The organism is Mesorhizobium sp. 8 (assembly GCF_006351905.1).
GTDB lineage: Bacteria > Pseudomonadota > Alphaproteobacteria > Rhizobiales > Rhizobiaceae > Mesorhizobium > Mesorhizobium composti.
In genome coordinates this window covers 1,049,836-1,071,470 of record NZ_CP040914.1, presented here as the reverse complement: position 1 = coordinate 1,071,470, position 21,635 = coordinate 1,049,836, and the positions used below count along the sequence as shown (strand labels likewise).

At 65.6% G+C, this 21,635-nt stretch carries 21 protein-coding genes; 10 read left to right on the top strand and 11 right to left on the bottom strand.

Annotated features, from left to right (window positions below; translation table 11 throughout):
- Positions 1-19: 19 nt before the first annotated feature.
- Positions 20-457 carry a FixH family protein gene (locus tag FGU64_RS05040; RefSeq protein ID WP_139951134.1) on the top strand — a complete coding sequence of 146 codons (438 nt, stop codon included), beginning with the start codon at positions 20-22 and terminating at the stop codon, positions 455-457.
- Positions 458-461: 4 nt separating this feature from the next.
- Here FGU64_RS05040 and FGU64_RS05035 read toward each other — a convergent pair whose 3' ends face one another.
- Complete coding sequence (locus FGU64_RS05035; RefSeq protein WP_136353322.1) at positions 462-914, bottom strand: Lrp/AsnC ligand binding domain-containing protein; 453 nt, start codon at positions 912-914, stop codon at positions 462-464.
- 143 nt (positions 915-1,057) lie between these two features.
- On the opposite strand from FGU64_RS05035, the gene putA reads away from it, so the two are divergent.
- The 3 genes from putA (at position 1,058) to FGU64_RS05020 (ending at position 7,847) form a co-directional block, all read left to right on the top strand.
- A complete protein-coding gene (putA, locus tag FGU64_RS05030) occupies positions 1,058-4,669 on the top strand; it encodes a bifunctional proline dehydrogenase/L-glutamate gamma-semialdehyde dehydrogenase PutA (protein ID WP_139951133.1) in 3,612 nt (1,203 codons plus the stop codon).
- A 143-nt stretch (positions 4,670-4,812) separates the two neighbouring features.
- Positions 4,813-7,065, top strand: a complete 2,253-nt coding sequence (parC, locus tag FGU64_RS05025; RefSeq protein WP_139951132.1) for a DNA topoisomerase IV subunit A — start codon at positions 4,813-4,815, stop codon at positions 7,063-7,065.
- A 53-nt stretch (positions 7,066-7,118) separates the two neighbouring features.
- Positions 7,119-7,847 carry a polysaccharide deacetylase family protein gene (locus FGU64_RS05020; RefSeq protein ID WP_246671245.1) on the top strand — a complete coding sequence of 243 codons (729 nt, stop codon included), beginning with the start codon at positions 7,119-7,121 and terminating at the stop codon, positions 7,845-7,847.
- A 5-nt stretch (positions 7,848-7,852) separates the two neighbouring features.
- On the opposite strand, the gene FGU64_RS05015 is transcribed toward FGU64_RS05020, so the two are convergent.
- Positions 7,853-8,188, bottom strand: a complete 336-nt coding sequence (locus tag FGU64_RS05015; protein WP_139955268.1) for a helix-turn-helix domain-containing protein — start codon at positions 8,186-8,188, stop codon at positions 7,853-7,855.
- 240 nt (positions 8,189-8,428) lie between these two features.
- Here FGU64_RS05015 and FGU64_RS05010 point away from each other — a divergent pair, with 240 nt between their 5' ends.
- A complete protein-coding gene (locus FGU64_RS05010) occupies positions 8,429-9,100 on the top strand; it encodes a TetR/AcrR family transcriptional regulator (RefSeq protein WP_139951130.1) in 672 nt (223 codons plus the stop codon).
- A 133-nt stretch (positions 9,101-9,233) separates the two neighbouring features.
- On the top strand, positions 9,234-10,430 hold the full coding sequence (locus tag FGU64_RS05005) for an AI-2E family transporter (RefSeq protein ID WP_139951129.1): 1,197 nt from the start codon (positions 9,234-9,236) through the stop codon (positions 10,428-10,430).
- Here FGU64_RS05005 and FGU64_RS05000 read toward each other — a convergent pair.
- The 9 genes from FGU64_RS05000 to hemB form a co-directional block, all read right to left on the bottom strand.
- Positions 10,418-11,260: a DMT family transporter gene (locus tag FGU64_RS05000; protein WP_136353985.1), complete on the bottom strand. Its 843-nt coding sequence runs from the start codon at positions 11,258-11,260 to the stop codon at positions 10,418-10,420. The two genes, FGU64_RS05005 and FGU64_RS05000, sit on opposite strands and share 13 nt — an antisense overlap.
- A gap of 155 nt (positions 11,261-11,415) precedes the next feature.
- The gene (locus FGU64_RS04995; RefSeq protein WP_136353332.1) at positions 11,416-12,165 is read right to left on the bottom strand and encodes an arginyltransferase; all 750 of its coding nucleotides are present in this window, start codon (positions 12,163-12,165) and stop codon (positions 11,416-11,418) included.
- A 129-nt stretch (positions 12,166-12,294) separates the two neighbouring features.
- Positions 12,295-12,765: an RDD family protein gene (locus FGU64_RS04990; RefSeq protein WP_139951128.1), complete on the bottom strand. Its 471-nt coding sequence runs from the start codon at positions 12,763-12,765 to the stop codon at positions 12,295-12,297.
- Positions 12,766-12,866: 101 nt separating this feature from the next.
- A complete protein-coding gene (locus FGU64_RS04985; protein WP_139951127.1) occupies positions 12,867-13,940 on the bottom strand; it encodes a LacI family DNA-binding transcriptional regulator in 1,074 nt (357 codons plus the stop codon).
- A gap of 81 nt (positions 13,941-14,021) precedes the next feature.
- Entirely contained in the window at positions 14,022-14,387 is a 366-nt protein-coding gene (locus FGU64_RS04980) for a DUF423 domain-containing protein (protein WP_139951126.1), read from the bottom strand.
- Between the two features lie 97 nt (positions 14,388-14,484).
- Positions 14,485-14,760 (bottom strand): hypothetical protein, encoded by a 276-nt coding sequence (locus tag FGU64_RS04975; protein ID WP_139951125.1) that lies wholly within the window; start codon positions 14,758-14,760, stop codon positions 14,485-14,487.
- 149 nt (positions 14,761-14,909) lie between these two features.
- Positions 14,910-15,293: a YkvA family protein gene (locus tag FGU64_RS04970; RefSeq protein ID WP_246671321.1), complete on the bottom strand. Its 384-nt coding sequence runs from the start codon at positions 15,291-15,293 to the stop codon at positions 14,910-14,912.
- 12 nt (positions 15,294-15,305) lie between these two features.
- A complete protein-coding gene (locus FGU64_RS04965; RefSeq protein ID WP_139951123.1) occupies positions 15,306-16,550 on the bottom strand; it encodes an MFS transporter in 1,245 nt (414 codons plus the stop codon).
- A gap of 12 nt (positions 16,551-16,562) precedes the next feature.
- Complete coding sequence (gene hemB / locus FGU64_RS04960; RefSeq protein ID WP_139951122.1) at positions 16,563-17,594, bottom strand: porphobilinogen synthase; 1,032 nt, start codon at positions 17,592-17,594, stop codon at positions 16,563-16,565.
- Between the two features lie 162 nt (positions 17,595-17,756).
- On the opposite strand from hemB, the gene FGU64_RS04955 reads away from it, so the two are divergent.
- From FGU64_RS04955 to FGU64_RS04940, 4 genes are all read left to right on the top strand, one after another.
- Positions 17,757-18,803, top strand: coding sequence for an enoyl-CoA hydratase/isomerase family protein (locus tag FGU64_RS04955; protein WP_139951121.1), 1,047 nt, complete (start codon positions 17,757-17,759; stop codon positions 18,801-18,803).
- Positions 18,800-19,222 carry a DUF6163 family protein gene (locus FGU64_RS04950; protein ID WP_139951120.1) on the top strand — a complete coding sequence of 141 codons (423 nt, stop codon included), beginning with the start codon at positions 18,800-18,802 and terminating at the stop codon, positions 19,220-19,222. Before FGU64_RS04955 ends, FGU64_RS04950 begins: the two co-directional genes overlap by 4 nt.
- Before the next feature lie 228 nt (positions 19,223-19,450).
- Positions 19,451-19,966, top strand: a complete 516-nt coding sequence (locus FGU64_RS04945; RefSeq protein WP_136353362.1) for a MarR family transcriptional regulator — start codon at positions 19,451-19,453, stop codon at positions 19,964-19,966.
- A gap of 336 nt (positions 19,967-20,302) precedes the next feature.
- The gene (locus FGU64_RS04940; protein ID WP_136353364.1) at positions 20,303-21,550 is read left to right on the top strand and encodes a L,D-transpeptidase family protein; all 1,248 of its coding nucleotides are present in this window, start codon (positions 20,303-20,305) and stop codon (positions 21,548-21,550) included.
- Positions 21,551-21,635: the final 85 nt, after the last annotated feature.

Genomic DNA, 21,635 nt, shown 5'->3' with positions numbered 1-21,635 from the left:
AGCATGAACGGGAGACGGTTTGAACTCGATCTGGCGATATGGCCTTGCCGTGCTCGGGCTGGCGGTTGTGCTGACGGGCGTCGTGCTTGTCGCCTACCTGCACGGCAGCGGGCAGGGGCCGGATCTATCGCGTACCAGGGCGACCGCGAACGGCCTGTTCGTCGTCGCCATCAGGCCGCAAAGCGGTGCCGTGCGGGTCGGCGAACTGCAAAGCTGGCAACTGACGCTGACGACGAAGGCGGGCGCGCCGGTCGAGTATGCAGCCGTCGATGTTTCAGGCGGCATGCCGCGCAACAGCAACCTTTTGCCGACCAGTCCGCAAGTGGCGGATTATCTCGGGCAGGGACGCTACCGCATCGACGGTGTGAAATTCTCCATGCGCGGCTGGTGGCAGCTTCGGTTGACCGTATCGGCCGCGCAGGGCTCGGATTCGGTCGTCTTCAACTTCGTGCTGTGAGGCTCTACCGGTCCTTGACCGTCTCCATCGCCACGAAGGTCGAAGTCTGCGCCACATGCGGCAGGGCGGAGATGCGTTCGCCCAGCACGCGGCGGTAGGCGGCGATGTCGCGGGTGCGCACTTTCAGGAGGTAGTCGAAGCTGGCCGCCATCATGTGGCACTGCTCGATTTCCGGCACGCCCGTCACGGCGCGGTTGAAGGCGTCGAGCGCGGCCGAACGTGTGTCCGAGAGCTTCACCTGTACGAAGGCGACATGGCCTTCGCCCATCTTCTCGCGGTCGACGATGGCTGCATAGCCACGGATGAAGCCGTCCTTCTCCAGCCGCTTGACGCGCGCCTGCACCGGCGTCTTGGACAGGCCGACGCGTTCGGCGAGCTCGGCCATGGAAAGCCGGCCGCTGCGCGCGAGCACGACAAGGATATTGCGGTCTATGCGATCCAGATGGTCTTCCATGATCCTGAATGCGATCCAAATCGATTACTTTTCTGTTCTGTATTAGACTGATTGGCCTTTCCTGTCGATTTCTTTGGATCGGTTTGTTGCCAAGGGCTGTGCTAGCCTCGCGCGCACCTATCAACGCGCATTTCGACAGGACCGCCATGCCCGCGCTCGACACGATCCGCCAACAGATCCGCGCCACCTATCTGCCGAACGAGGACGAGGCCGTGCAACGGCTGGCGGCGGCGACAGGGCTTTCGGCGGATGACCGCGCGGCGATCTCGAAGCGCGCGGCCGATCTGGTGCGCGCGGTGCGCGGTTCGACCGATCCGCGACTGATGGAGGTGTTCCTCTCGGCCTACGGACTCTCCACCAAGGAGGGCGTGGCGCTGATGTGCCTGGCCGAGGCGTTGCTGCGCGTGCCCGACGCCGAGACGATGGACGACCTGATCGCCGACAAGATCGCGCCGCACGACTGGTCGGCGCATTCGGGCGAATCCAGCTCCATCTTCGTCAATGCCTCGACCTGGGCGCTGATGCTGACCGGGCGGGTGCTGGAGGAGGGCGAAGGCTCGATCGAACGGACGCTGCGCGGCATGGTGCGCCGGCTTGGCGAGCCGGTCATCCGCAAGGCGGTGGCGGCGGCGATGCGCGAGATGGGCGAGCAGTTTGTGCTCGGCCGCACCATCGCCGAAGCGATGAAGCGCGGCAGCGGCATGACGCGCAAGGGCTATCTCTATTCCTTCGACATGCTGGGCGAGGCTGCGCGCACCGAGGCGGACGCGCTGCGCTACCTGAAGGCCTATTCCGACGCGATCTCCTCGCTCGACGCCGGCTCGAACGGACCCGATATCCGCCTGAACCATGGCATTTCCGTAAAGCTCTCGGCGCTGCATCCGCGCTACGAGATTTTGCACAAGGAGACGATGCTTCCGGTGATGGCCGAGCGGCTTTTGTCGCTCGCCTTGCAGGCGCGGCACGCCCGCATGGGCCTCAATGTCGACGCGGAGGAAGCCGATCGGCTCGACTTGTCGCTCGACGTCATCGAGCGTGTGCTGGCCGATCCCCGGCTGGCCGACTGGGACGGCTTCGGCGTCGTCGTGCAGGCCTATGGCCCGCGCGCCTTCTACGCCATCGACTGGCTGCACGCGCTGGCCAAAAAGCTCGACCGGCGCATCATGGTGCGCCTCGTCAAGGGCGCCTATTGGGACACCGAGATCAAGCGGGCGCAGGTGCTCGGCCTGCCGGGCTACCCGGTGTTCACCCGCAAGCCCAACACGGATGTTTCCTATCTCGCCTGCGCACGCAAATTGCTCTCCATGACGGACCGCATCTATCCGCAGTTCGCCACCCACAACGCCCACACCGTCGCCGCCATCCTGTCGATGGCGACGGACCGCGACAGTTTCGAGTTCCAGCGCCTGCACGGCATGGGCGAATCCCTGCACGAGACGGTGCGCAAGGCCGAGGGCACCCGCTGCCGCATCTATGCGCCGGTCGGCGCGCATTCGGATCTTCTGGCCTATCTGGTGCGGCGCCTCTTGGAAAACGGCGCCAATTCCTCCTTCGTCCACCAGATCACCGACGAGGACGTGGCGCCCGAGGACATCGCGCGCGATCCGCTTTCCGTGGTCGAGACGCAGGGGCCTGCTGCCAATCCCAATATCCCGACGCCGGCAGCCATCTTCGGCGGCAACCGCAGCAACGCCAAGGGTTTTGATATCACCGACCCGGTGACGCTGGCGGCGATCGAGAAGGAACGCGAAAAGTTCGCGGGGCCGGATCGCTGGAAGGCAAAGCCGCTCACCCGTGCCGCCGGCAAGGGCAAGGCGCGGCCCGTCAACAACCCCGCCCGGCCTTCGGAAGTCGTCGGTAGCGTCACAGAAGCGACGGCGGAACAGGCGGCCAAGGCGGTGGGCATCGCGGTGGAGGCGCAGCCGGGCTGGGCGAAGACGCCTGTCGCTGAACGCGCCGCGATCCTGCGCCGCGCCGCCGATCTCTATGAAAAACACGCGGTGGAGTTCTTCGCGCTATGCACCCGCGAGGCCGGCAAGGTGCTGGCCGACGGCGTGGCGGAAGTGCGCGAGGCGGTCGATTTCCTGCGCTACTATGCGCAGCAGGCGGCCGATGCCGAGGCGGGCACCGAGGCGCGCGGCGTCATCGTGTGCATTTCGCCGTGGAATTTCCCGCTCGCCATCTTCACCGGTCAGATCGCCGCCGCGCTCGTCACCGGCAATGCGGTAGTGGCCAAGCCGGCCGAGCAGACACCACTGATCGCCTTCCGCGCCGTCGAACTGCTGCGCGAGGCCGGTGTGCCGGAGGACGTCATCCAATTGCTGCCGGGCGACGGACCGAGCGTCGGCGCGCCGCTGACGGCCGATCCGCGCATCGCCGGCGTCTGCTTCACCGGTTCGACCGAGGTCGCCAAGCTGATCGAGAAGCAACTGGCCAAGACAGCCGCGCCCGACGCCATGCTGATCGCCGAGACGGGCGGGCTGAACGCCATGATCGTCGATTCCACGGCACTTCCCGAACAGGCGGTGCGCGACGTGCTGGCTTCCGCCTTCCAGAGCGCAGGCCAGCGCTGCTCGGCGCTGCGCGTGCTCTACGTGCAGAAGGACGTGGAAAAGAAGGTTCTGGAGATGCTGAAGGGCGCGCTTGCAGCGCTGAAGGTCGGCGATCCTTGGCAGGTCGCCACCGATGTCGGGCCTGTCATCGACGACGAGGCGAGGAACGCCATCGGCGCCTATGTCGAGGCGATGGACGGGCAGGGCCGGACGCTGGCAAAGCTTGATGTGCCGGGCGAGGGCCGCTTCGTCGCGCCCTCGGTGTTCCGGGTGAAGGGCATCGAAGAGATGCAGCGCGAGGTGTTCGGCCCGGTGCTGCACGTCGCCACTTTCGAGGCCGAGGCCATCGACCGCGTGATTTCGGCGATCAACCGCAAGGGCTACGGCCTGACCTTCGGCCTGCACACGCGCATCGAGGGCCGGGTGCAGCATTTCGTCGACGGCATCCATGCCGGCAACATCTACGTCAACCGCAACCAGATCGGCGCAGTGGTCGGCTCGCAGCCCTTCGGCGGCGAGGGGCTGTCGGGTACCGGGCCGAAGGCGGGTGGGCCGCACTACCTGCGCCGTTTCCGCAAGGGCGCGGAAGCCGGTACGCACGTGGCCGAGGGCCGCAAGGTGACGGCCAGCGAGCTTGCCGACAACTTGCCCGATCCGGCGCTCGGCGGCTGGTCGACGCGTGCCGACCGCATCGCCATCCTGCGCAAGCACCTGCGCGGCAAGGGAGCGGCGGCCATCGCCGCCGCGTCCAACCTGGAATACGGCCAGATCGACCTGCCGGGACCGACCGGTGAGGCGAACACGCTGTCGCTGGCGCCGCGCGGCCGGGTGCTGGCGCTCGGGCCGGATGCCGACACGCTGCTTGCCCAGACCATCCAGGCGCTCGCCGCCGGCAATGCCGTGCTGGCGGTCGCGCCAGGTGCTGCGGCCGCACTTTCGGCGCTGACCGGCAAGGGTTTGCCGCTGGCGGCCATCGACGGCCGCCCCGATCCGGTCGAGGCGAGGGCGCTCAAGGTCGACGTGGTGGCGTTCTCGGGAACGGTGGAAGCGATGCGCGTCGTGCGGCAGGTTATCGCCGAACGCGACGGGCCGATCGTGCCGCTGGTCGGTGAGGTTTATTATCCGGCGGCCTATGTGCACGAGCGGGCGGTCTGCGTGGACACGACCGCTGCTGGTGGCAATGCGAGTTTGCTGGCGGCGGCGTAGGCGATAGGCTCGAAGCAAATCACCCCCACTCTGGCGCGCTTCGCGCGACGGAGTGGGAGTCGCTGCCATTCCCGATTGTGCTTGACGCCTCTGCGCCACCATCGACCCTTGCCGCGAATCACCGGCTCGGTTAGTCCGAAGCCATGGGAAAGAGCCTTGTACCGCCGGGGGGCGGCGACGACGACAATATCGAACCGGTCGACCTGAAGAAGGCGCTCGAGGAGCGCTATCTCGCCTATGCGCTGTCGACCATCATGCACCGCGCCCTGCCGGACGTTCGCGACGGCATGAAGCCGGTGCATCGGCGCATCATGCACGCCATGCGCCTTCTGCGCCTCAACCCCGACCAGGGCTTCGCCAAGTGCGCGCGCATCGTCGGCGAGGTGATGGGCAAGTTCCATCCGCACGGCGACCAGTCGATCTACGACGCGCTGGTGCGTCTGGCGCAGGATTTCTCCATGCGCTACCCGCTGGTCGACGGGCAGGGCAATTTCGGCAACATCGACGGCGATAACGCCGCCGCCATGCGCTACACCGAGGCGCGCATGACCGAGGTGGCGACCGAACTGCTCGCCGGCATCACCGAGGACGCGGTGGATTTCCGCCCGACCTACAACGAGGAGGACGAGGAGCCGTCCGTCCTGCCCGGCGCCTTCCCGAACCTGCTCGCCAACGGCTCGTCCGGCATCGCTGTCGGCATGGCGACGTCGATCCCGCCGCACAATGCGGCCGAACTGCTGGATGCCGCGCTTCTGCTGATCGACAATCCGGCCGCGTCGGTCGCCGACCTCGTGCAGTTCGTGCAGGGGCCGGATTTCCCGACCGGCGGCATCATCGTCGACGACCGCAAGTCGATCCTCGACGCCTACGAGACCGGCCGCGGCGGTTTTCGCGTCAGGGCGAAATGGCATCAGGAGGACCAGGGCAGGGGTACCTGGGTCATCGTCGTCACCGAAATCCCCTATGGCGTGCAGAAGTCGCGGCTGATCGAGAAGGCGGCCGAGCTGCTCATCGCGCGCAAGCTGCCTCTCCTGGAAGACATCCGCGACGAAAGCGCGGAGGACATCCGCGTCGTGCTGGTGCCGAAGAGCCGCACGGTCGATCCCGGCCTTCTGATGGAATCGCTGTTCAAGCTGACGGAACTGGAAAGCCGCTTCCCGCTCAACATGAACGTGCTGTCGCGCGGCAAGGTGCCGAACGTGCTGTCGCTCAAGAGCGCCTTGCAGGAATGGCTCGACCATCGCCGCGAGGTATTGATCCGCCGCTCCAAGCATCGGCTGGGCGAGATCGAGCGCCGGCTGGAAATCCTCGCCGGCTACCTCATCGCCTATCTCAATATCGACGAGGTGATCCGCATCATCCGCGAGGAGGATGAGCCCAAGCCTGTCATGATGAAACGCTGGGACCTGACCGACACGCAGGCCGAAGCGATCCTCAACATGCGGCTGCGCGCCCTGCGCAAGCTGGAAGAGTTCGAGATCCGCAAGGAGTTCGACGGGCTCACGGAAGAAAAGAAGCAGATCGAGGCGCTGCTCGCCTCCGAGGCGATGCAGTGGAAGACGATCAAGTGGCAGATCGGTGAACTGCGCGAGCGCTTCGGGCCGGAAACCGAGATCGGCAAGCGCCGCACCACCTTTGCGGAGGCGCCTGAGCACGACCTGTCGGAAATCCATAATGCGATGATCGAGAAGGAGCCGGTGACGGTCATCGTCTCCGAAAAGGGCTGGCTGCGGACGATGAAGGGCCATATCGCCGACTATTCGCAGTTCTCCTTCAAGGAAGGCGATGCGCTGAAGCTCGCCTTCCCGGCGCAGACGACCGACAAGATTTTGATCTTCACCACCGGCGGCAAGTTCTACACCATCGGCGCCGACCGGCTGCCCGGCGGGCGCGGCCATGGCGAGCCGATCCGCATCATCGTCGACATGGAGAACGACCAGGACATCGTCACCGCTTTCGTGCACGATGCCGGCCGCAAGCTGCTGCTCGTTTCGCATCAGGGCAACGGCTTCATCGTGCCGGAGACCGAGGTGGTGGCCAACACCCGCAAGGGCAGGCAGGTGATGAACGTCAAGGCGCCGGACGAAGCCAAGCGCTGCGTGCCGGTGGCGGGCGACCATGCCGCAATCGTCGGCGAGAACCGCAAGATGCTGGTGTTCCCGCTTGCCGAAGTGCCGGAAATGACGCGCGGCAAGGGCGTGCGGTTGCAGAAGTACAAGGACGGCGGCATGCTCGACCTGAAAACCTTCGCCATGGCCGACGGCCTGTCGTGGCAGGATTCGGCCGACCGCACCTTCACCCGCAGCCAGGCGGAGCTTGCCGAATGGATCGGCGCGCGCGCCTCCGCCGGCCGCATGGTGCCGAAGGGCTTCCCGAAGACGGGCCGGTTCGGATGACGGTAAGGCCGGCCTCGCGCTTACCGGTTGCGGCAGGCGCGGCGCTGGCGGTCTTGCTTGCGGTTCTCCTGGTCGTCGCGCCGGCGCAGGCTGCGCAGCGTACGGTCTATCTCACCTTCGACGACGGGCCGCTCGACGGTACGGCCAACGTGCTTTCCGTGCTGGAACAGGAGCAGGTGCCAGCGACGCTCTTCATGGTCGGTCAGCATGTGCTGGCGTCGCCCGACCACAAGGCGCTACTGGCAAGAGCCAAGGCGATGCCGTTGGTGACGATCGGCAACCACTCTTTTTCGCATGCCAATAACCGCTACAAGGCCTTCTATGCCGATACGGAAGGCGTGGTGGCCGATATGCTCAAGGCCAATGCGGTGCTCGGCCTTACGGTGAAGCCGGTGCCGGCGCGCCTGCCGGGGCGGGACGTGTTCCGGCTGCGCTACGTCTCGCGCAATGACCTCAGTGTCGGCGAAGTGCAGGCGGCGAGCGAGCAGGTCGACTTCGAGTTCGTCGCGGCGTCGGACTTCGACGTCTACGGCTGGGATTTCGAGTGGTTCCACGATGGCACCGGCAAGCCGGTGCAGAAGGCCGAACGGCTGGTGGACGAGATCGCGCGCCTGTTCGCTTACGGTCATATGCTGGAAAAGGACAAGCTGATCCTGCTCATGCACGACCAGATGTTCCAGGACAAATTCGACGGCGTCGCCAACCTGACGGCGCTGATTGCCGGCCTGCGCGCCCGAGGCTACGCCTTCGGCCATATCGCCGACTACAGCCCGGCCGACTGACCGCCTCAGGCGGCGAGGTCGTCGCCACTCTCCGGGCCGGCGTCGTTTTCCTGCCGGAGCCTGCGGGCGAGGGGGCCGTATTCCTGCGACCAGCCGATAACGGCGCGGAAGACTGGCTTCAGGCCATGCACGGCTTCGCTGATCTCGTATTCCACCCTCAACACGTTCTCCGGATAGACGGTGCGCGTCACCAGCCCGTCAGCCTCCAGTTCGCGCAACCTGAGCGACAGCATGTGCTGGGTGATGCCGGGCAGCGCGCGCCGCAATTCGCCGAAGCGGCGGGTGCGCTGCGCCAGCACCCACAGGATTTCGATCTTCCACTTGCCCGTCAGCGGCCGCATCGCCTCGATGAAGGTCAGGTACGGCGGCTCGCCCGGGCGGCGGCAGGTGTCAGTATGATCGTTGGGGATGCTTGCAGGTCCGTTCATCGCTTACCACCTTGATGGTCGCGTCGACACGCCGCTTTACCCCAGCCCAAGCGGCGCCTCTCCATCGTGTCTTCTCTGATTCCGTTGCGTCATCTTGCACGCGAATGATCATTCGCGTAAAGAGCGAATGATCATTCGCGCGAATGGATAGCAATGGAAACCCTGCTTGGCAACCTGCAAAAGGCGATCGACGGCGAGGCTGCTGCCATGTTGCCGTGCACGCGCCCGGAGCGGCGCGAGCGCCAGGTTCAACGCATCCTCGAAGCGGCCAAGGCCTGTTTCGTTCGCGCCGGCTTCCAGGGCGCGTCGATGCACGACATCTGCACTGAAGCCGGCATGAGCCCGGGCGCGCTCTATCGCTATTTCGCTTCCAAGGAGGCGATCATCGCGGCGATCTGCGAGGCGGACCGACGCGAGGATGCGACGCTGTTCAAGGCGGTGACGGCCAAGGCGGACGTCATCGAGGGCATGATGCTCGGCGCGATGACCCACATCCGCCACATGCACGAGAGCCGGGCCGCGCCGCTGTTTGCCGAGATCTGCGCGGAGGCCGCCCGCAACAACGCCGTCGAATCGACATGCCGGTGCCATGTCGAGCAGGTGCAGGCCATGTTCCGCGCCTATCTCGGCGAAGCTATGGATCGCGGCGAGATCGACCCCGCCGTCGAGCTCGACGTCGTGGTGCCGACGCTGCTGGCCATCATAAACGGCATGGCGCTGAACGACCTGCCGGCGCGCGGCGTGCCGCTGGAGAAGCTGGAAACGCTGGTACGGGCGACGCTGATCGGCATTCTGCGCCCCACTGGCCAGCCGGGCGAAGGCTGACGCAACACCGGTTTGCCGCTATCTCTGCGGTCTGCGGGCAAGACCCATAACGTATTTGGATTGTGGTCACGATTGCTGCACTATGTTGTGACAAGAGCTGTTGCTTCGTAAGCCGGCCAATCGGGGAACGCATTTGCAGGAACGGGAAATCCGCAAGGTCGAACGGCAGCCGCGTCTGTTCGGCGTATCGGCGCCGCTGAGAGCCGCCGTCGTGCCGCCGCTGTCGGCTGCGCGGTGGCTATTGCTGCTGATCGTGGCCGCAGGCGTCTATTTCTTCCACGGCTTCCTGTTTCCGGTGCTGGCGGCGCTGGTCATCGCCTTTGCGAGCTGGCCGCTCTACCGGCGGTTGCTCACCGCGGTCGGCGGCAACCGCACCTGGGCGGCCACCATCGCCATCCTGTCCATCCTCGCCTTCCTGGTCATCCCGATTTCGTTTGCAGGCAAGTACGCCGTGCATGAGATGCGCGAATGGGGCATCTGGGCAATCGAGGCGAACCGCTCCGGCGCGCCGACGCCGCACTGGATCGCCAGCCTGCCGGTGATCGGCGAATGGCTGAACGAACAGTGGCAGGCGCAGTTCGGCCATCGCGGCGGCATCGGCGAACTGATCCAGATCGTCAGCGGCGCCAACATCCGCTCCATCTACCAGACGGTGCTGGCCGCCGGCGGCAGCGCGTTTTCGCTGCTGCTGACCATCCTGTTCATGCTGATCGCGCTGTTCTTCGTCTATCGCGACGGCGAAAGCTTCGCCGCGCAGATCGACAAGCTGGGCGAGCGCATCCTGCCGATGCGCTGGGAACGCATTTCGCGCGTGGTGCCGGCGACCATCTCGTCGACCGTCACCGGCATGACCATCATCGCCATCGGCGAGGGGGTGGTGCTGGGCATCGCCTACTGGCTGGCGGGCGTGCCGTCGCCGGTGACTCTGGGGGTGCTGACCGGCGTGATGGCGCTGATACCGGGCGGGGCGCCGCTGTCGTTCACGCTGGTGTCCATCTACCTTGCGGCCAGCGGCTCGCCCTTTGCCGGTCTGGCGCTGTTCCTGTGGGGGGCGGTGGAACTGTTCATCGTCGACAAGACGATCCGCCCCAAGCTGGTCGGCGGGCCGATCAAGCTGCCGTTCCTGCCGACCTTCTTCGGCCTTATCGGCGGGGTGAAGACGATGGGCTTCCTCGGCCTGTTCATCGGCCCCGTGTTGATGGCGCTGCTGGTGGCGATATGGCGCGAATGGCTGCGCGAGGTGACGGATACGGCACCGCCGGCGATCGCGCAGGACGAGGAGCCCGCACCGGTCGAGCTCGTCGCGGAGCGGAAGTCTCAGGCCGGGTGACGGGCGGCGAGCGCTGTCCGTCGCCGTCGCCCTTCATGCAATTGCCATAGCGAATGCGCGATCAGGGCGACGATCAGGATCGTGCCGCCGATCAGGCTGTTGCGGCTCGGCACCTCGGAAAAGATCATCCACACCCAGACGGGCGCCAGCACCGTTTCCAGAAGGTAGAACATGGAAACTTCCGCGCCTGAGATATAGCGCGGGCCGGCGGCGAGGCAGAAGAACGAGATCGGCATGATGACCGCGCCGTTGAAGACGATCCACCACGGCTCTGCCACCTGATAGCCGGTCTTGCCGACCATGAAGGCGGCGACAAGGAAGGGCAGGACGACACCGATCAGCGACGTGAAGCCCATGTCCTTGCCGCTGGCGCGCGAAATGGTGATGGCGCCGGCGATGCACAGCGCCGAACTCAGCGCCAGAACGTTGCCGAACAGATGGCCGGACCCCATCGAGTCGCCGACGATGATGGCGACGCCGACAATCATCGCGGCCATGGCGACGAAGGTGGCCGGCCGCGGCCGCTCGCCCAGGAACAGCCAGGACAGCAGGGCCGAGAACATCGGATTGAAAGCGAGGATGAAGACCAGGTTCGCCGTCGAGGTGTTGAAGACGGCGGTGATGAAGGTGATCGAACCGAGGCCGTAGAGGGCCGCCACAACGAGGCCGGCGCGGCCGGGAATGAGCTGCGGGGCTTTCGGCGAGAACAGGCGCCACACCGCCCAGATGACCAGCGCGGCCAGCAGGGTCATGCCGGTGCGGGTCATCAGGATCGACCACGGTTCTCCGTCGGCCAGCCGGATCAGCGGAATGTCGACGGTCAGCGTCATGCCGCCGATGGCGGTGATGAGCAGGCCCTTGGCGTGATGGTCGTGAGTGGTCGTCAAGAAGGGCCGCCCGCTGCTGGAGGAAGGTCGTCTTCTACAGGAGCGGGATGCCGAACAAAGCGGCCACGGCTTGAAACTCTGTCAGCCAGAGGCGGGGATCAACCTTCGAAGCGTTCCCAGCCCTTGGGACCGAGATGCTCCTGCGGCATGAAGCGCATCTTGTAGTTCATCTTGCGCGAGCCGTTGACCCAGTAGCCGAGATAGACGTGCGGCAACCCCATGGCCTTGGCGCGGTTGATGTGGTCGAGGATCATGAAGGTGCCGAGGGAGCGGTCGGCCAGTTCGGGGTCGAAATAGGAATAGACCATCGAAAGGCCGTCTGCCATCTGGTCCGACAGCGCCACCGCGATCAGTTCGCCATGGCCGCGGCCGGTGATGAAGGTATCGGGGCCACGGCGGCGATATTCGATGATCTTGGTGTTCACGTGCGTGTCCTCGACCATCATGGCGTAGTCGAGGACTGTCATGTCGGACATGCCGCCCTTGCGGTGGCGGGCATCGAGATAGGAGCGGAACAGCGAATATTGCTCCGTCGACGGTTCGGCGTCGTGCATGACGCCGATCAGGTCTGAATTGGCGTGGAGGACGCGGCGCATGTTGCGGCTGGGCGTGAATTCGCCGGCCAGGATGCGCACCGACACGCAGGCGCGGCAGGTTTCGCAGGCGGGACGGTAGGCGATGTTCTGCGAGCGGCGGAAGCCGCCTTGCGTCAAGAGGTCGTTCATCTCCGGCGCCTTGTCGCCGACGAGATGGGTGAAGACCTTCCGCTCGAACTGGCCGTCGAGATAGGGGCAGGGCGAGGGCGCTGTCAGGAAGAACTGCGGCGATTGTGTCGGGTGCTGCGTCATCGAGTCTGCGAGCCGGCCTCACGAATCGTCATACCTTTGGCGCGGGCGGCGGAAAATTCAACAATATTGTGTAGACCCCGCCTTTGGCAGCGGGGAATACCGGCAAAATCGCGGGAAACCCCAGCGGGATCAGCGGTCGACGCGGCTTACCACGGTGCCGAGCAGCAGATCGTGCAGGGTGCGCTTGCGGTCGCTGAACAGCGTCACCAGCAGGATCAGTGGCGTCAGCACGACGTTGCCGGCCCAGAACAGCACCGAATGCACCACCGCCGTCATGCCGTCGATGGGCGCGCCGTCGAGACGGTCGAGGCGGATATCCATCATCTTCATGCCGACCGTGGCCTGGTCTTTCCCGCCGAGCGTGTTCCAGATGTAGAGGATGGCGACGGCGGGAACCAGAACGGTGAAAAGCATCCAGCCGAGGCCGAGCGTCAGCAGCCCCAGAATGAGCACGAGGATGGCGAACGGGATCGTCAGCAGGCCGACGATCAGGTAGTCGATCAGGCAGGCCACTACACGCCGCGTGCGCACGCCGTCATAGGCCCGTGCATCGTCCAGCCGGGACGTGATGATCTCACCGTCGAGAACGCGTGCGTTCATGGTGGTCCGCTTTCCTTTCCGTTCGGCCGCATGTGGTGCGGCGACGGCACAAACATGGGGCGGCAGGCGGCGCCGTTCAAGCGTTTCCGGATATCAGACGATCAGATGGGGCCGGTCGAGCCGCGCACGACCAGCTCGAGGGGCATCGTCTCGCGCGGCAGCGAGCCGTCGTGCTCGAGGATGGCGCGAGCGGCCCGGCGGCCCATTTCGGCCATCGGCTGCACGACAGTGGTCAGCGGCGGGATGGAAATCGCCCCCTCCGGCACGCCGTCGAAGCCGACCACGGAGATTCGGCCCGGGACGGAAAGGCGGCGCTCGCGCAGCCAGTCCAGCGCGGCGAGCGCGATGCGGTCCGACATGGCGAGCAGCGCGGTCGGTGGCTCCGGTTGCGCAAAGAGGTGATCGAGCCCGGCGCGGACCGTGCGCTCGTCGTTCAGCGTCTCGTAGACGGGTACGCGGCCGGTATCGACGCCGTGTTCGGCAAGGACGTCGAAATAGCCCAGCAGGCGGTCGCGCGTGCCCGCATAGATCGAGCGCCGCCGTCTCTCCTGCGAGGCCGGCCCGGTCGCCGCGTCGTCGGCAAACGGCAGGGAAAGCACGGCAAAGCGGCGGTGGCCGAGCCCTGTCAGGTGGCGGGCGGCCAGTCGCGCGCCGGCACGGTCGTCGACGCCTATGGCCGCGACGGTCTGGTCCTCGAAGGCGAAATCGAGCGCCACGAAAGGCAGCTTGCGCTCGCGCGTCAGCTCGACAAGGCGTGAGCCGCCTTCGACGCAAAAGACGATGAAGCCGTCGACCAGCGCGCTCTGGATGTTCCAGGCGAGATGCTCCTGGTTGGCCGCCGAGACCAGCGAGATGCCGGCGCCGGTGGCGTCGCAGGCCTGGCTGATGCCGGACATGACGACGCGGGCGAAGGGGTCTTCGAAGAAATAGGACAGCGGCTGCGCGGTGGCGACGCCGATGGCGTTGACCTTGCCGGCGCGCAGCAGCCGGCCCTTCGGGTCCGGACCGGCGTAGCCGAGCTTCTCGGCGGCCGCGTGGACGCGTTCCCGTACCTCCTTGCGCACGATCTCGGGGCGGCCGAAGACGTTGGAGGCGGTTCCGTGCGAGACGCCCGCGGCGCGCGCGACATCGGCGAGCCGGATCGGACGGGTCGTCGCCGCTGCCTGCCGTGCCATCGTTCCTCCTCGCGGATGTTCATCAATCGCGGCGGCAGCTTAGCCTATGCGCGGTTGCGTCTGCCAGACTTGCGTTTCGGATCAGGAGCGAGGCCTGACGAATGCCGAGCCGGCGGCAACGAGCCAGCCGATGATGAGCAGCGTGCCGCCGGTAGGTGCTGCGAAGGGAAACAGGCGGTGGCCGAGGAAGTCGCGTGCCAGGAGATCGCCGCAGAACAGCACCAGTCCGACGACCAGCACCAGCCCGGCCAGCAGCAGGAGGACGTTGCGGCCGACAAGCCCGATCGCAAGCAGCGCCGGGGCATGGATGAGCAGCATCGTCGCGGCGGTGCCGGTGAAGGCGCCGCCGGTATGGGTCTCGGCTGCCGACAGGGCGACGCCGGCCGCGCCGGCGAGACCGGCGGCGAAAACGAGGGGCAGTGCTCCAGGTGGGTTCGAGTCGGACATGAAGGGCCTTGCTTCGTGGTGAAACGCGGCCTCAACCATGCGGGATTTCAGGATCGGCCGCCATGGGCCACGATGTCGCCCACGGCGGCCCCGCCTGTCAGTCGCAGACGGTGATTTCGCGGATCACCCGACGATGATGATGCCAGGACTTGACCACCTTGGTGCGGCAATCGCGGTGGTGGTGCCTGCGCCAGTCACGCCGGTGGTCGCTGTAGCGCCAGGAATCGCGATCGTAATGGCGGCGGTGATCACGCCGGATGACGACGTCATCGCCGCCATTCGTGGAAAATGTCACGCTGGCAGCCGTGGCAGGCGCCATCGTTACCGGTACTGCGGCGGTGGCGAGGAAAAGTGCGGCGAGGATGGCTTTCATCTTATGCTCCATCGTTGAATCCGATGGAAAACACGCCTCCGCGCCAACCGTTCCGTTCAAGTCCGAACACAAATCCGAGGTTGGCGGACTCATAAACGTGATTGAAATGACAGTGGAAGCAGAACAGGCGAGCGACCTTGGAGTATCAATCAGCGCGCTGAGAAGTAGCGATAGCCGCCCCAAGCCGCCAAGGCGACGGCTGCGATCCAAAGCGCGACGATGGCGGTCGCGGCAGTCCGGCTTACCGGACGGTCGAGGGCTGCGGCGGCCTCGACCCGTTTCTCCGCCATGACGTTCGGCGGGATCATTCTGATGACGAGCAGAACCCCCAGCGGCACGATGATCGCGTCGTCGAGATAGCCCAGGATGGGTATGAAATCGGGGATAAGGTCGATGGGCGACAGCGCGTAGCCGGCTACGAAAAGCGCCAGTGCCTTTGCATACCACGGCGTTCGCGGATCCCTGGCGGCGAGATAGATCGCATGAACGTCGCGTTTGACCGACCGCGCCCAGCTCTTCAAGCGGTTCCTGATCGCCATCGCTCGTTATCGACCGGGTATCGATCGCCTCTCTTGCGACGCGCGCGCCAGCCAGTTGTAGACGGCGCCTGCCGCCATCAGTGCGGCCGTCATCAGGAAGACCGCCCGCATGCCGAAATGGCCGCCGACGAAGCCGCCGAGCAGCGGGCCGGCGACCTGGCCGACATATTGCGCCGAAACCGACAGGCCGAGCACATTGCCGCCGACGCCGTCCGGCACGTTGTGGCGGATGACGCTGGTGACGCTGGGCAGCAGGCCGCCGAGCGCCAGTCCCATCAGGAAGCGCAACGCCACGAGTTGCCAGCCGGCTGTCACGAAAGCTTGTGGGATGAGCAGCAACGCGGCCGCCGCCAGCGCGCCGGCGATTACCGTCCAGTGGCCGACCCGATCTGCCAGCCTGCCGAGATAGGACGCCGACAGGATGGCGCCGAGTGCGGCGGCCGACATGACGACGCCCGACACCAGGGTGACGTGGCTCTGGTCCTCGACGAATTGGCCGACATAGACCGTGATGATCGGCTCGATGGACATGGTGGCGAACATCAGAAGCATGCCCGTCGCCAGCATGGCCGTGACGGGCCGCTTGTCGGGTATCTGCGACCAGCCGCTTTTCGCCTTGCCGCCCGGCGCCTTGGTGGCCGCCGGGTGCGCGTCCTCCTTGATGAGAAAACTGGTGGCGAGGAAGGCGAGGAAGATGACGCCGCCGGCGAGCAGGAAGGTGGCGCGGATGCCGATCAACGGCGGCAGCGCGCCGCCCACCAGCGGGCCGACGAGGTTGCCGGCCATGATGCCGGCGGACAGCGTGCCCAGCGCCCAGCCGGAACGGTCCTTCGGCGTCTGCATGGCGACGAGGATGGTGGAGCCGGAGGAATAGCCGCCGGCAAAGCCGATCAGCAGGCGCAGGAGAACCAGTTGCCATACGCTCTGCACCATGCCGGTCAGCGACATGCAGATAGCCATGCCGAGCGAGGCGCGCACCAGCATCAGCTTGCGGCCGTAGCGGTCGCCGAGCTTGCCCCACAGCGGCGCGACGAGCGCGGCGGCAAGGAAGGTGGCGCCGTAGGCGATGCCCGACCACTGGACGATGGCGGCGTGGCCCGTTGCTCCCAGTTCCTCCACATAAAGCGGCAGGAATGGCAACAGCAGCGTCATCGCCACGATGGTGGTGAAGGACCCCAGCAGGCAAACGACGAGATTGCGCCGCCAGTGGACGTTGTAGGCGGATTGCCCCGTCGTTTCCGATTGCGCCATGGCCGATGTCGCTCAGCCCTTGAGCAATTCAGCCACTCTCGGCGCGAAGTAGGTGAGGATGCCGTCGCAACCGGCGCGCTTGAAGGCGAGGAGCGATTCCAACATGGCGCGCTCGCCGTCAATCCAGCCGTTGGCAGCGGCCGCCTCGATCATCGCGTATTCGCCCGACACCTGGTAGGCGAAGGTCGGCATGGCGAATTCGTCCTTCAAGCGGCGGATGATGTCGAGATAAGGCAGGCCGGGCTTGACCATGACCATGTCGGCGCCCTCGGCCAGATCCTGCTCGGCCTCCCGCACCGCCTCGTCGGAATTGGCGTGGTCGAGGTAATAGGTCTTCTTGTCGCCCTGCAGCAGGCCGGCAGTGCCGATAGCCTCGCGGTAAGGGCCATAAAAAGCCGAGTGGAACTTGGTCGCATAGGACATGATCGCCACGTCCTGGAAGCCGTTGGCGTCGAGCGCGTCGCGGATGGCGCCGATGCGACCGTCCATCATGTCGGAGGGCGCGATAATGTCGGCACCGGCGGCGGCCTGAAGTACGGCGGCCGCCGTCACCTGCTCGACGGTCTCGTCGTTGACGATGACGCCGTCGCGCAGGATGCCGTCATGGCCGTGGCTGGTGAAGGGGTCGAGGGCCGCGTCGGTGATGACGCCGATGTCCGGCGCGGCCGCCTTGATGGCGCGAGTGGCGCGGTTGATGAGGTTGTCCGGATCGAGAATGGCCGAGCCGGTCTGGTCGCGCAGCGACCGCTCGACATTCGGGAAGGTGGCGATGGCGGGAATGCCGAGTCTTGCCGCACGCTCGGCCTCCCTGGCAGCCAGATCGACCGAAAGGCGGAAGACGCCCGGCATGGCCTGGATCGGCTGGCGCACGTTCGTGCCCTCGACGACGAAGATCGGCCAGATCAGGTCGTCCACCGTCAGCCGATTTTCCTGTACGAGGCGACGCGACCAGCTGGCCTTGCGCATGCGCCTGAGGCGGCGCGAGCCGGTGATTTCGTCGACGGTGCGGGTGCCAGCGGCTTTCGCCGCGCTGAATTTGTTCATGGCCGGTTCTCCAGACGAGGCGGGCTTTTATCACGATGCCGGCGGCCAGACCAATGCGGCATGGTTGTGCCAGCGTTCGGCGCGCGGGGTAGCCGGACAATTGACGTCGGCGGACTGGCCCCTTAGCACTTTCAGGCCGGGGCAAGGAGAGAGAATCTGTCGATGGATTTTGGCGGTGGTGACGAAATCCGTTTCGAGCGGAAGGGGCGGGCAGGTGTCGTCACGCTGACGCGGCCGAAGGCGCTCAACGCCCTGAGCCATGGCATGGTGCGGGCGTTGGCGAAGGCGCTGGCAGCCTGGGAAGACGATCCGACGATCGCTGCCGTGCTGATCCGGGGCGAGGGCAGGGCCTTCTGCTCCGGTGGCGACATCATGCAGGTCTATGCCGCGCGCCGGGCCGGCGAGGAGCCGCCCGCCGCGTTCTTCGCCGACGAGTACCGGCTGAATGCCCATATCGAGCGCTACCGGAAGCCCTACGTGGCGCTGATCGACGGCATCGTGATGGGCGGCGGCGTCGGCGTTTCCTTCCACGGCTCGCACCGCGTCGTGACCGAAAACGCACAGTTTGCCATGCCGGAAGTCGGCATCGGCTTCTTTCCCGACGTCGGCGCGAGCCATCTGCTGCCCAAGCTCGGCGGACATTTCGGCCGCTATCTCGCCCTGACCGGCAACCGGATCGGCTGGGGTGACGTGCTGGGGTGCGGTCTCGCCACCCATGCCATCAATGCGGTCGATCAGGAGCGTTTTGCCGAGCACCTGTGCGAGAGCGGCGATGCCGATGCGGCACTGGCGGGACTGACGGCATCGCCCGCCCGCGAAACGGAAGCGGCGGTGCTGGAGGCCATCGGCCGCCATTTCGCGCGGCCGTCGCTGCCGGAAATCATCGACGGCCTGAAAACCGAGGCCGCAACCGATCCTTTCGCGGCCAGGACGCTGTCGACGATCGAGGGACGCTCGCCGACGAGTCTCCTGGTCGCCTTCCGCGAGATCGAGGCCGGCCGCGGCCTGTCGATGGCGGATTGCATGCGCATGGAATATCGCATCCTCGTGCGCATGCTTGCCGGTCACGATTTTTACGAAGGCATCCGGGCGGCCATCGTCGACAAGGACCGGCAACCGAAATGGCAGCCGTCGCGGATCGAGGACGTCTCCATGGCGGACATCGACGCCTATTTCGCGCCGCTCGGCGAGCGGGAACTGACGTTTTGAGCGACGTCGCCACCTCACGGCGCGTGCTCGGCCCTTCCGGCGTGGAAGTCGCCTTTTCCTGGTTCCAGCGCATCGTCGCCGTCTATTGCCTGCTGTTCGGCGTGCTCTACTGGGTGCGGCTGGTCGGCTTTTATCCGGGGCCGCTGTGGCGTTTCGACCTGATGCCGATCCATTGGCAGGTGGCGGCGGTGACGCTGGCGGTGCTGTTTCCCATCGCCGCAGCCGGCCTGTGGATGCTGGCGTCCTGGGGGCCGGTCATCTGGTTCATCTGTGCGGCGACGGAAACGGCGATGTATGGCGGGCTCTCCCCGCTCTTCGGCGAACGCCTGCCGATCGTCGCCGCACATGCCGTGGTGGCGCTCCTCTATATCGCCTTCCGGATCGTCCTGCACTGGCGGAAGCGGCGGGCGCAGCAATAGGCCGGCCCATGGTCCGCATCAGGCGGATCCCCCTTCCGGAGGTTCAGTAAATATTGAGGTTAATTGTCCGTCCCCGCATGGGATTTCGTTAAGCCTGTCTGCAAACCTCTTACCGGTAAGCTCTTGTTAGCCTTGGCGTTTAAGTCGAATTTTATGGGTATTCGATAGGGTCGCGACCAAGGTGAGAAAAACAAGAAATCACCGGGCGACAAACGAGAGGCAAAGACAATGATCAATTCGCGCCAGGCTGCCAAGCCCGCTACCGGATCCGACGATCGCCGCGAGGCGATCCGTTCGCTGTACATGGAATCGCTTCAGCTGGTCGAGCGTCTGCACCGCCGCCTGCTGGATGTCATCAAGGACGAATTCGACCGCCAGGGCCGTTCCGACATCAACGCCATCCAGGCGCTGCTGCTGTTCAACATCGGCAATGCCGAACTGACCGCCGGCGAACTGCGCAGCAGAGGCTACTATCTCGGCTCGAACGTCTCCTACAACCTCAAGAAGTTGGTCGATCTCGGCTTCATCAACCACCAGCGCTCGCGCATCGACCGTCGTTCCGTCCGCATCAGCCTGACGGAGACGGGGCAGGAGGTGGCCGAAGTGGTCGCCGGCCTCTACGAACGTCACGTCGGTTCGATCGAGCAGGTCGGCGGTATCAACCAGGACGAGTTCGCGCAGATGAACCGCGCCCTGCAGCGCCTCGACCGGTTCTGGAACGACACCATCGCCTACCGGATGTGAACGAGACGCAAGTGGCGCCGCAAAGAAGCGCCGCCGGAAAAGGTGACCTCCAGTCAGGCCGCAGCCACAACGCTGCGGCCCCTTTTCTTTGCGGTTCGGGCGGATGGCGACGGTTGCCGAAAAACCACGCCTCGCGCTTATTCCCGATCGACGCAGACAGTTGATTTGCGAACGCGCCACGCTGCCGCCATATTCGCAGTGATAGCGGAGGAGGCGAGATGCCTTCGTGGTTGGCACATTGTTAACAGTGCCCACCCTAGTATGCGGGCGATCCGCACGATGCCCGGCGGCGCAAGCCGCCCAGTGCCGAACAGCCGAGAAAAGTCTGGACCGCCCATGATGACCAGTCGCCGTTTTTTCCTTTCCGGAGCCACCGCGCTCGCCGCCGCCGCGTTTTCGGGCGGTGCCAGGGCGCAGGACGTGATCGGCGACATCCTGAAATCCACGGGTAGCTGGGACGACACGTTCGACGCCCGCGTCAGCGACAACGGCAAGGTCGCCTCGACGCTGCCGATTTTCAGCCCGCAGACGATCTCCTTTACCGAGCAGGCCATCGAACTCTATCGCGGCATCACCGCGCAGGGAGGCTGGCAGCCGGTTCCGGCGACCAAGAAGCTCAAGCTCGGCGTCGTCGACCCCGACGTGGTGCCGCTGCGCAGGCGGCTGATGGTCTCGGGCGACCTGCCGCAGAACGCCGGCCTGTCGGACGCTTTCGATTCCTATGTCGATTCGGCGCTCAAGCGCTTCCAGATCCGCCATGGCCTGCCGGACGACGGCGTGACCGGCAAGTACACCTATTCGGCGATGAACGTCTCGGCGCAGGTGCGTCTCGGCCAGCTTGAGACGAATCTGGTGCGGCTGCGCTCCATGGGCGGCTTTCTCGGCGAACGCTACGTCATGGTCAACATTCCGGCCCAGCAGGTCGAGGCCGTGGAGAACGGCCGTGTCGTGCTGCGCCATGCGGCCATCGTCGGCAAGGTCGACCGCCAGACGCCGATCGTGAATTCCAAGATCAACGAGATCATCGTCAATCCGTACTGGAACGCGCCGGTCTCGATCGTGCGCAAGGACATCATTCCGCTGATGCGGAAGGATCCGAACTACCTCAAGGACAGCCATATCCGCCTCTTGGCGCCAGACGGCAGCGAGGTCGATCCGATGACGGTCGACTGGTCGACCGAGGATGCGGTGAAGTACCGCTTCCGGCAGGATCCGGGCGCCAACAACGCCATGGCCTCGGTGAAGATCAATTTCCCCAGCCCCGACGGCGTCTACATGCACGACACGCCGCAGCAGAGCCTGTTCGGCAAGCTGATGCGTTTCGATTCCTCGGGCTGTGTCCGTGTCCAGAACGTGCGCGACCTGGTGACCTGGATCCTGCGCGACACCCCCGGCTGGGATCGCCAGCACTTCGAGGCGGCGATCAAGACCGGCGAAAGCACGCCGGTTAAGGTCACCAATCCGGTGCCGGTCTATTTCACCTACATTTCCGCCTGGTCGACCGGGCCGGGTGTGGTGCAGTTCCGTGACGACATCTACGGCCGCGACGGCGTCGACGAGTTGCAGATCACGTCTTCGCTGTAAGCACTTCAGCGTTTTTCTTTGAGAAGGCTGCCTTCGGGCGGCCTTTTTCTTTGCGCGACGACGTATTGGCGTTAACCGGCCAGCA

Bases quoted from the DNA above. Each gene is read 5' to 3' on its own strand.
- FGU64_RS05000 (WP_136353985.1), bottom strand. From the start codon at position 11,260: ATGACGCTGACCGTCGACATTCCGCTGATCCGGCTGGCCGACGGAGAA.
- FGU64_RS04965 (WP_139951123.1), bottom strand. From the start codon at position 16,550: ATGGCGCAATCGGAAACGACGGGGCAATCCGCCTACAACGTCCACTGG.
- FGU64_RS04990 (WP_139951128.1), bottom strand. From the start codon at position 12,765: ATGAACGCACGCGTTCTCGACGGTGAGATCATCACGTCCCGGCTGGAC.
- FGU64_RS04975 (WP_139951125.1), bottom strand. From the start codon at position 14,760: ATGAAAGCCATCCTCGCCGCACTTTTCCTCGCCACCGCCGCAGTACCG.
- FGU64_RS05010 (WP_139951130.1), top strand. From the start codon at position 8,429: ATGGAAACCCTGCTTGGCAACCTGCAAAAGGCGATCGACGGCGAGGCT.
- FGU64_RS04940 (WP_136353364.1), top strand. From the start codon at position 20,303: ATGATGACCAGTCGCCGTTTTTTCCTTTCCGGAGCCACCGCGCTCGCC.
- FGU64_RS04955 (WP_139951121.1), top strand. From the start codon at position 17,757: ATGGATTTTGGCGGTGGTGACGAAATCCGTTTCGAGCGGAAGGGGCGG.
- FGU64_RS04945 (WP_136353362.1), top strand. From the start codon at position 19,451: ATGATCAATTCGCGCCAGGCTGCCAAGCCCGCTACCGGATCCGACGAT.
- FGU64_RS04985 (WP_139951127.1), bottom strand. From the start codon at position 13,940: ATGGCACGGCAGGCAGCGGCGACGACCCGTCCGATCCGGCTCGCCGAT.
- FGU64_RS05015 (WP_139955268.1), bottom strand. From the start codon at position 8,188: ATGCGGCCGCTGACGGGCAAGTGGAAGATCGAAATCCTGTGGGTGCTG.
- putA (WP_139951133.1), top strand. From the start codon at position 1,058: ATGCCCGCGCTCGACACGATCCGCCAACAGATCCGCGCCACCTATCTG.
- parC (WP_139951132.1), top strand. From the start codon at position 4,813: ATGGGAAAGAGCCTTGTACCGCCGGGGGGCGGCGACGACGACAATATC.
- hemB (WP_139951122.1), bottom strand. From the start codon at position 17,594: ATGAACAAATTCAGCGCGGCGAAAGCCGCTGGCACCCGCACCGTCGAC.
- FGU64_RS04980 (WP_139951126.1), bottom strand. From the start codon at position 14,387: ATGTCCGACTCGAACCCACCTGGAGCACTGCCCCTCGTTTTCGCCGCC.
- FGU64_RS04995 (WP_136353332.1), bottom strand. From the start codon at position 12,165: ATGACGCAGCACCCGACACAATCGCCGCAGTTCTTCCTGACAGCGCCC.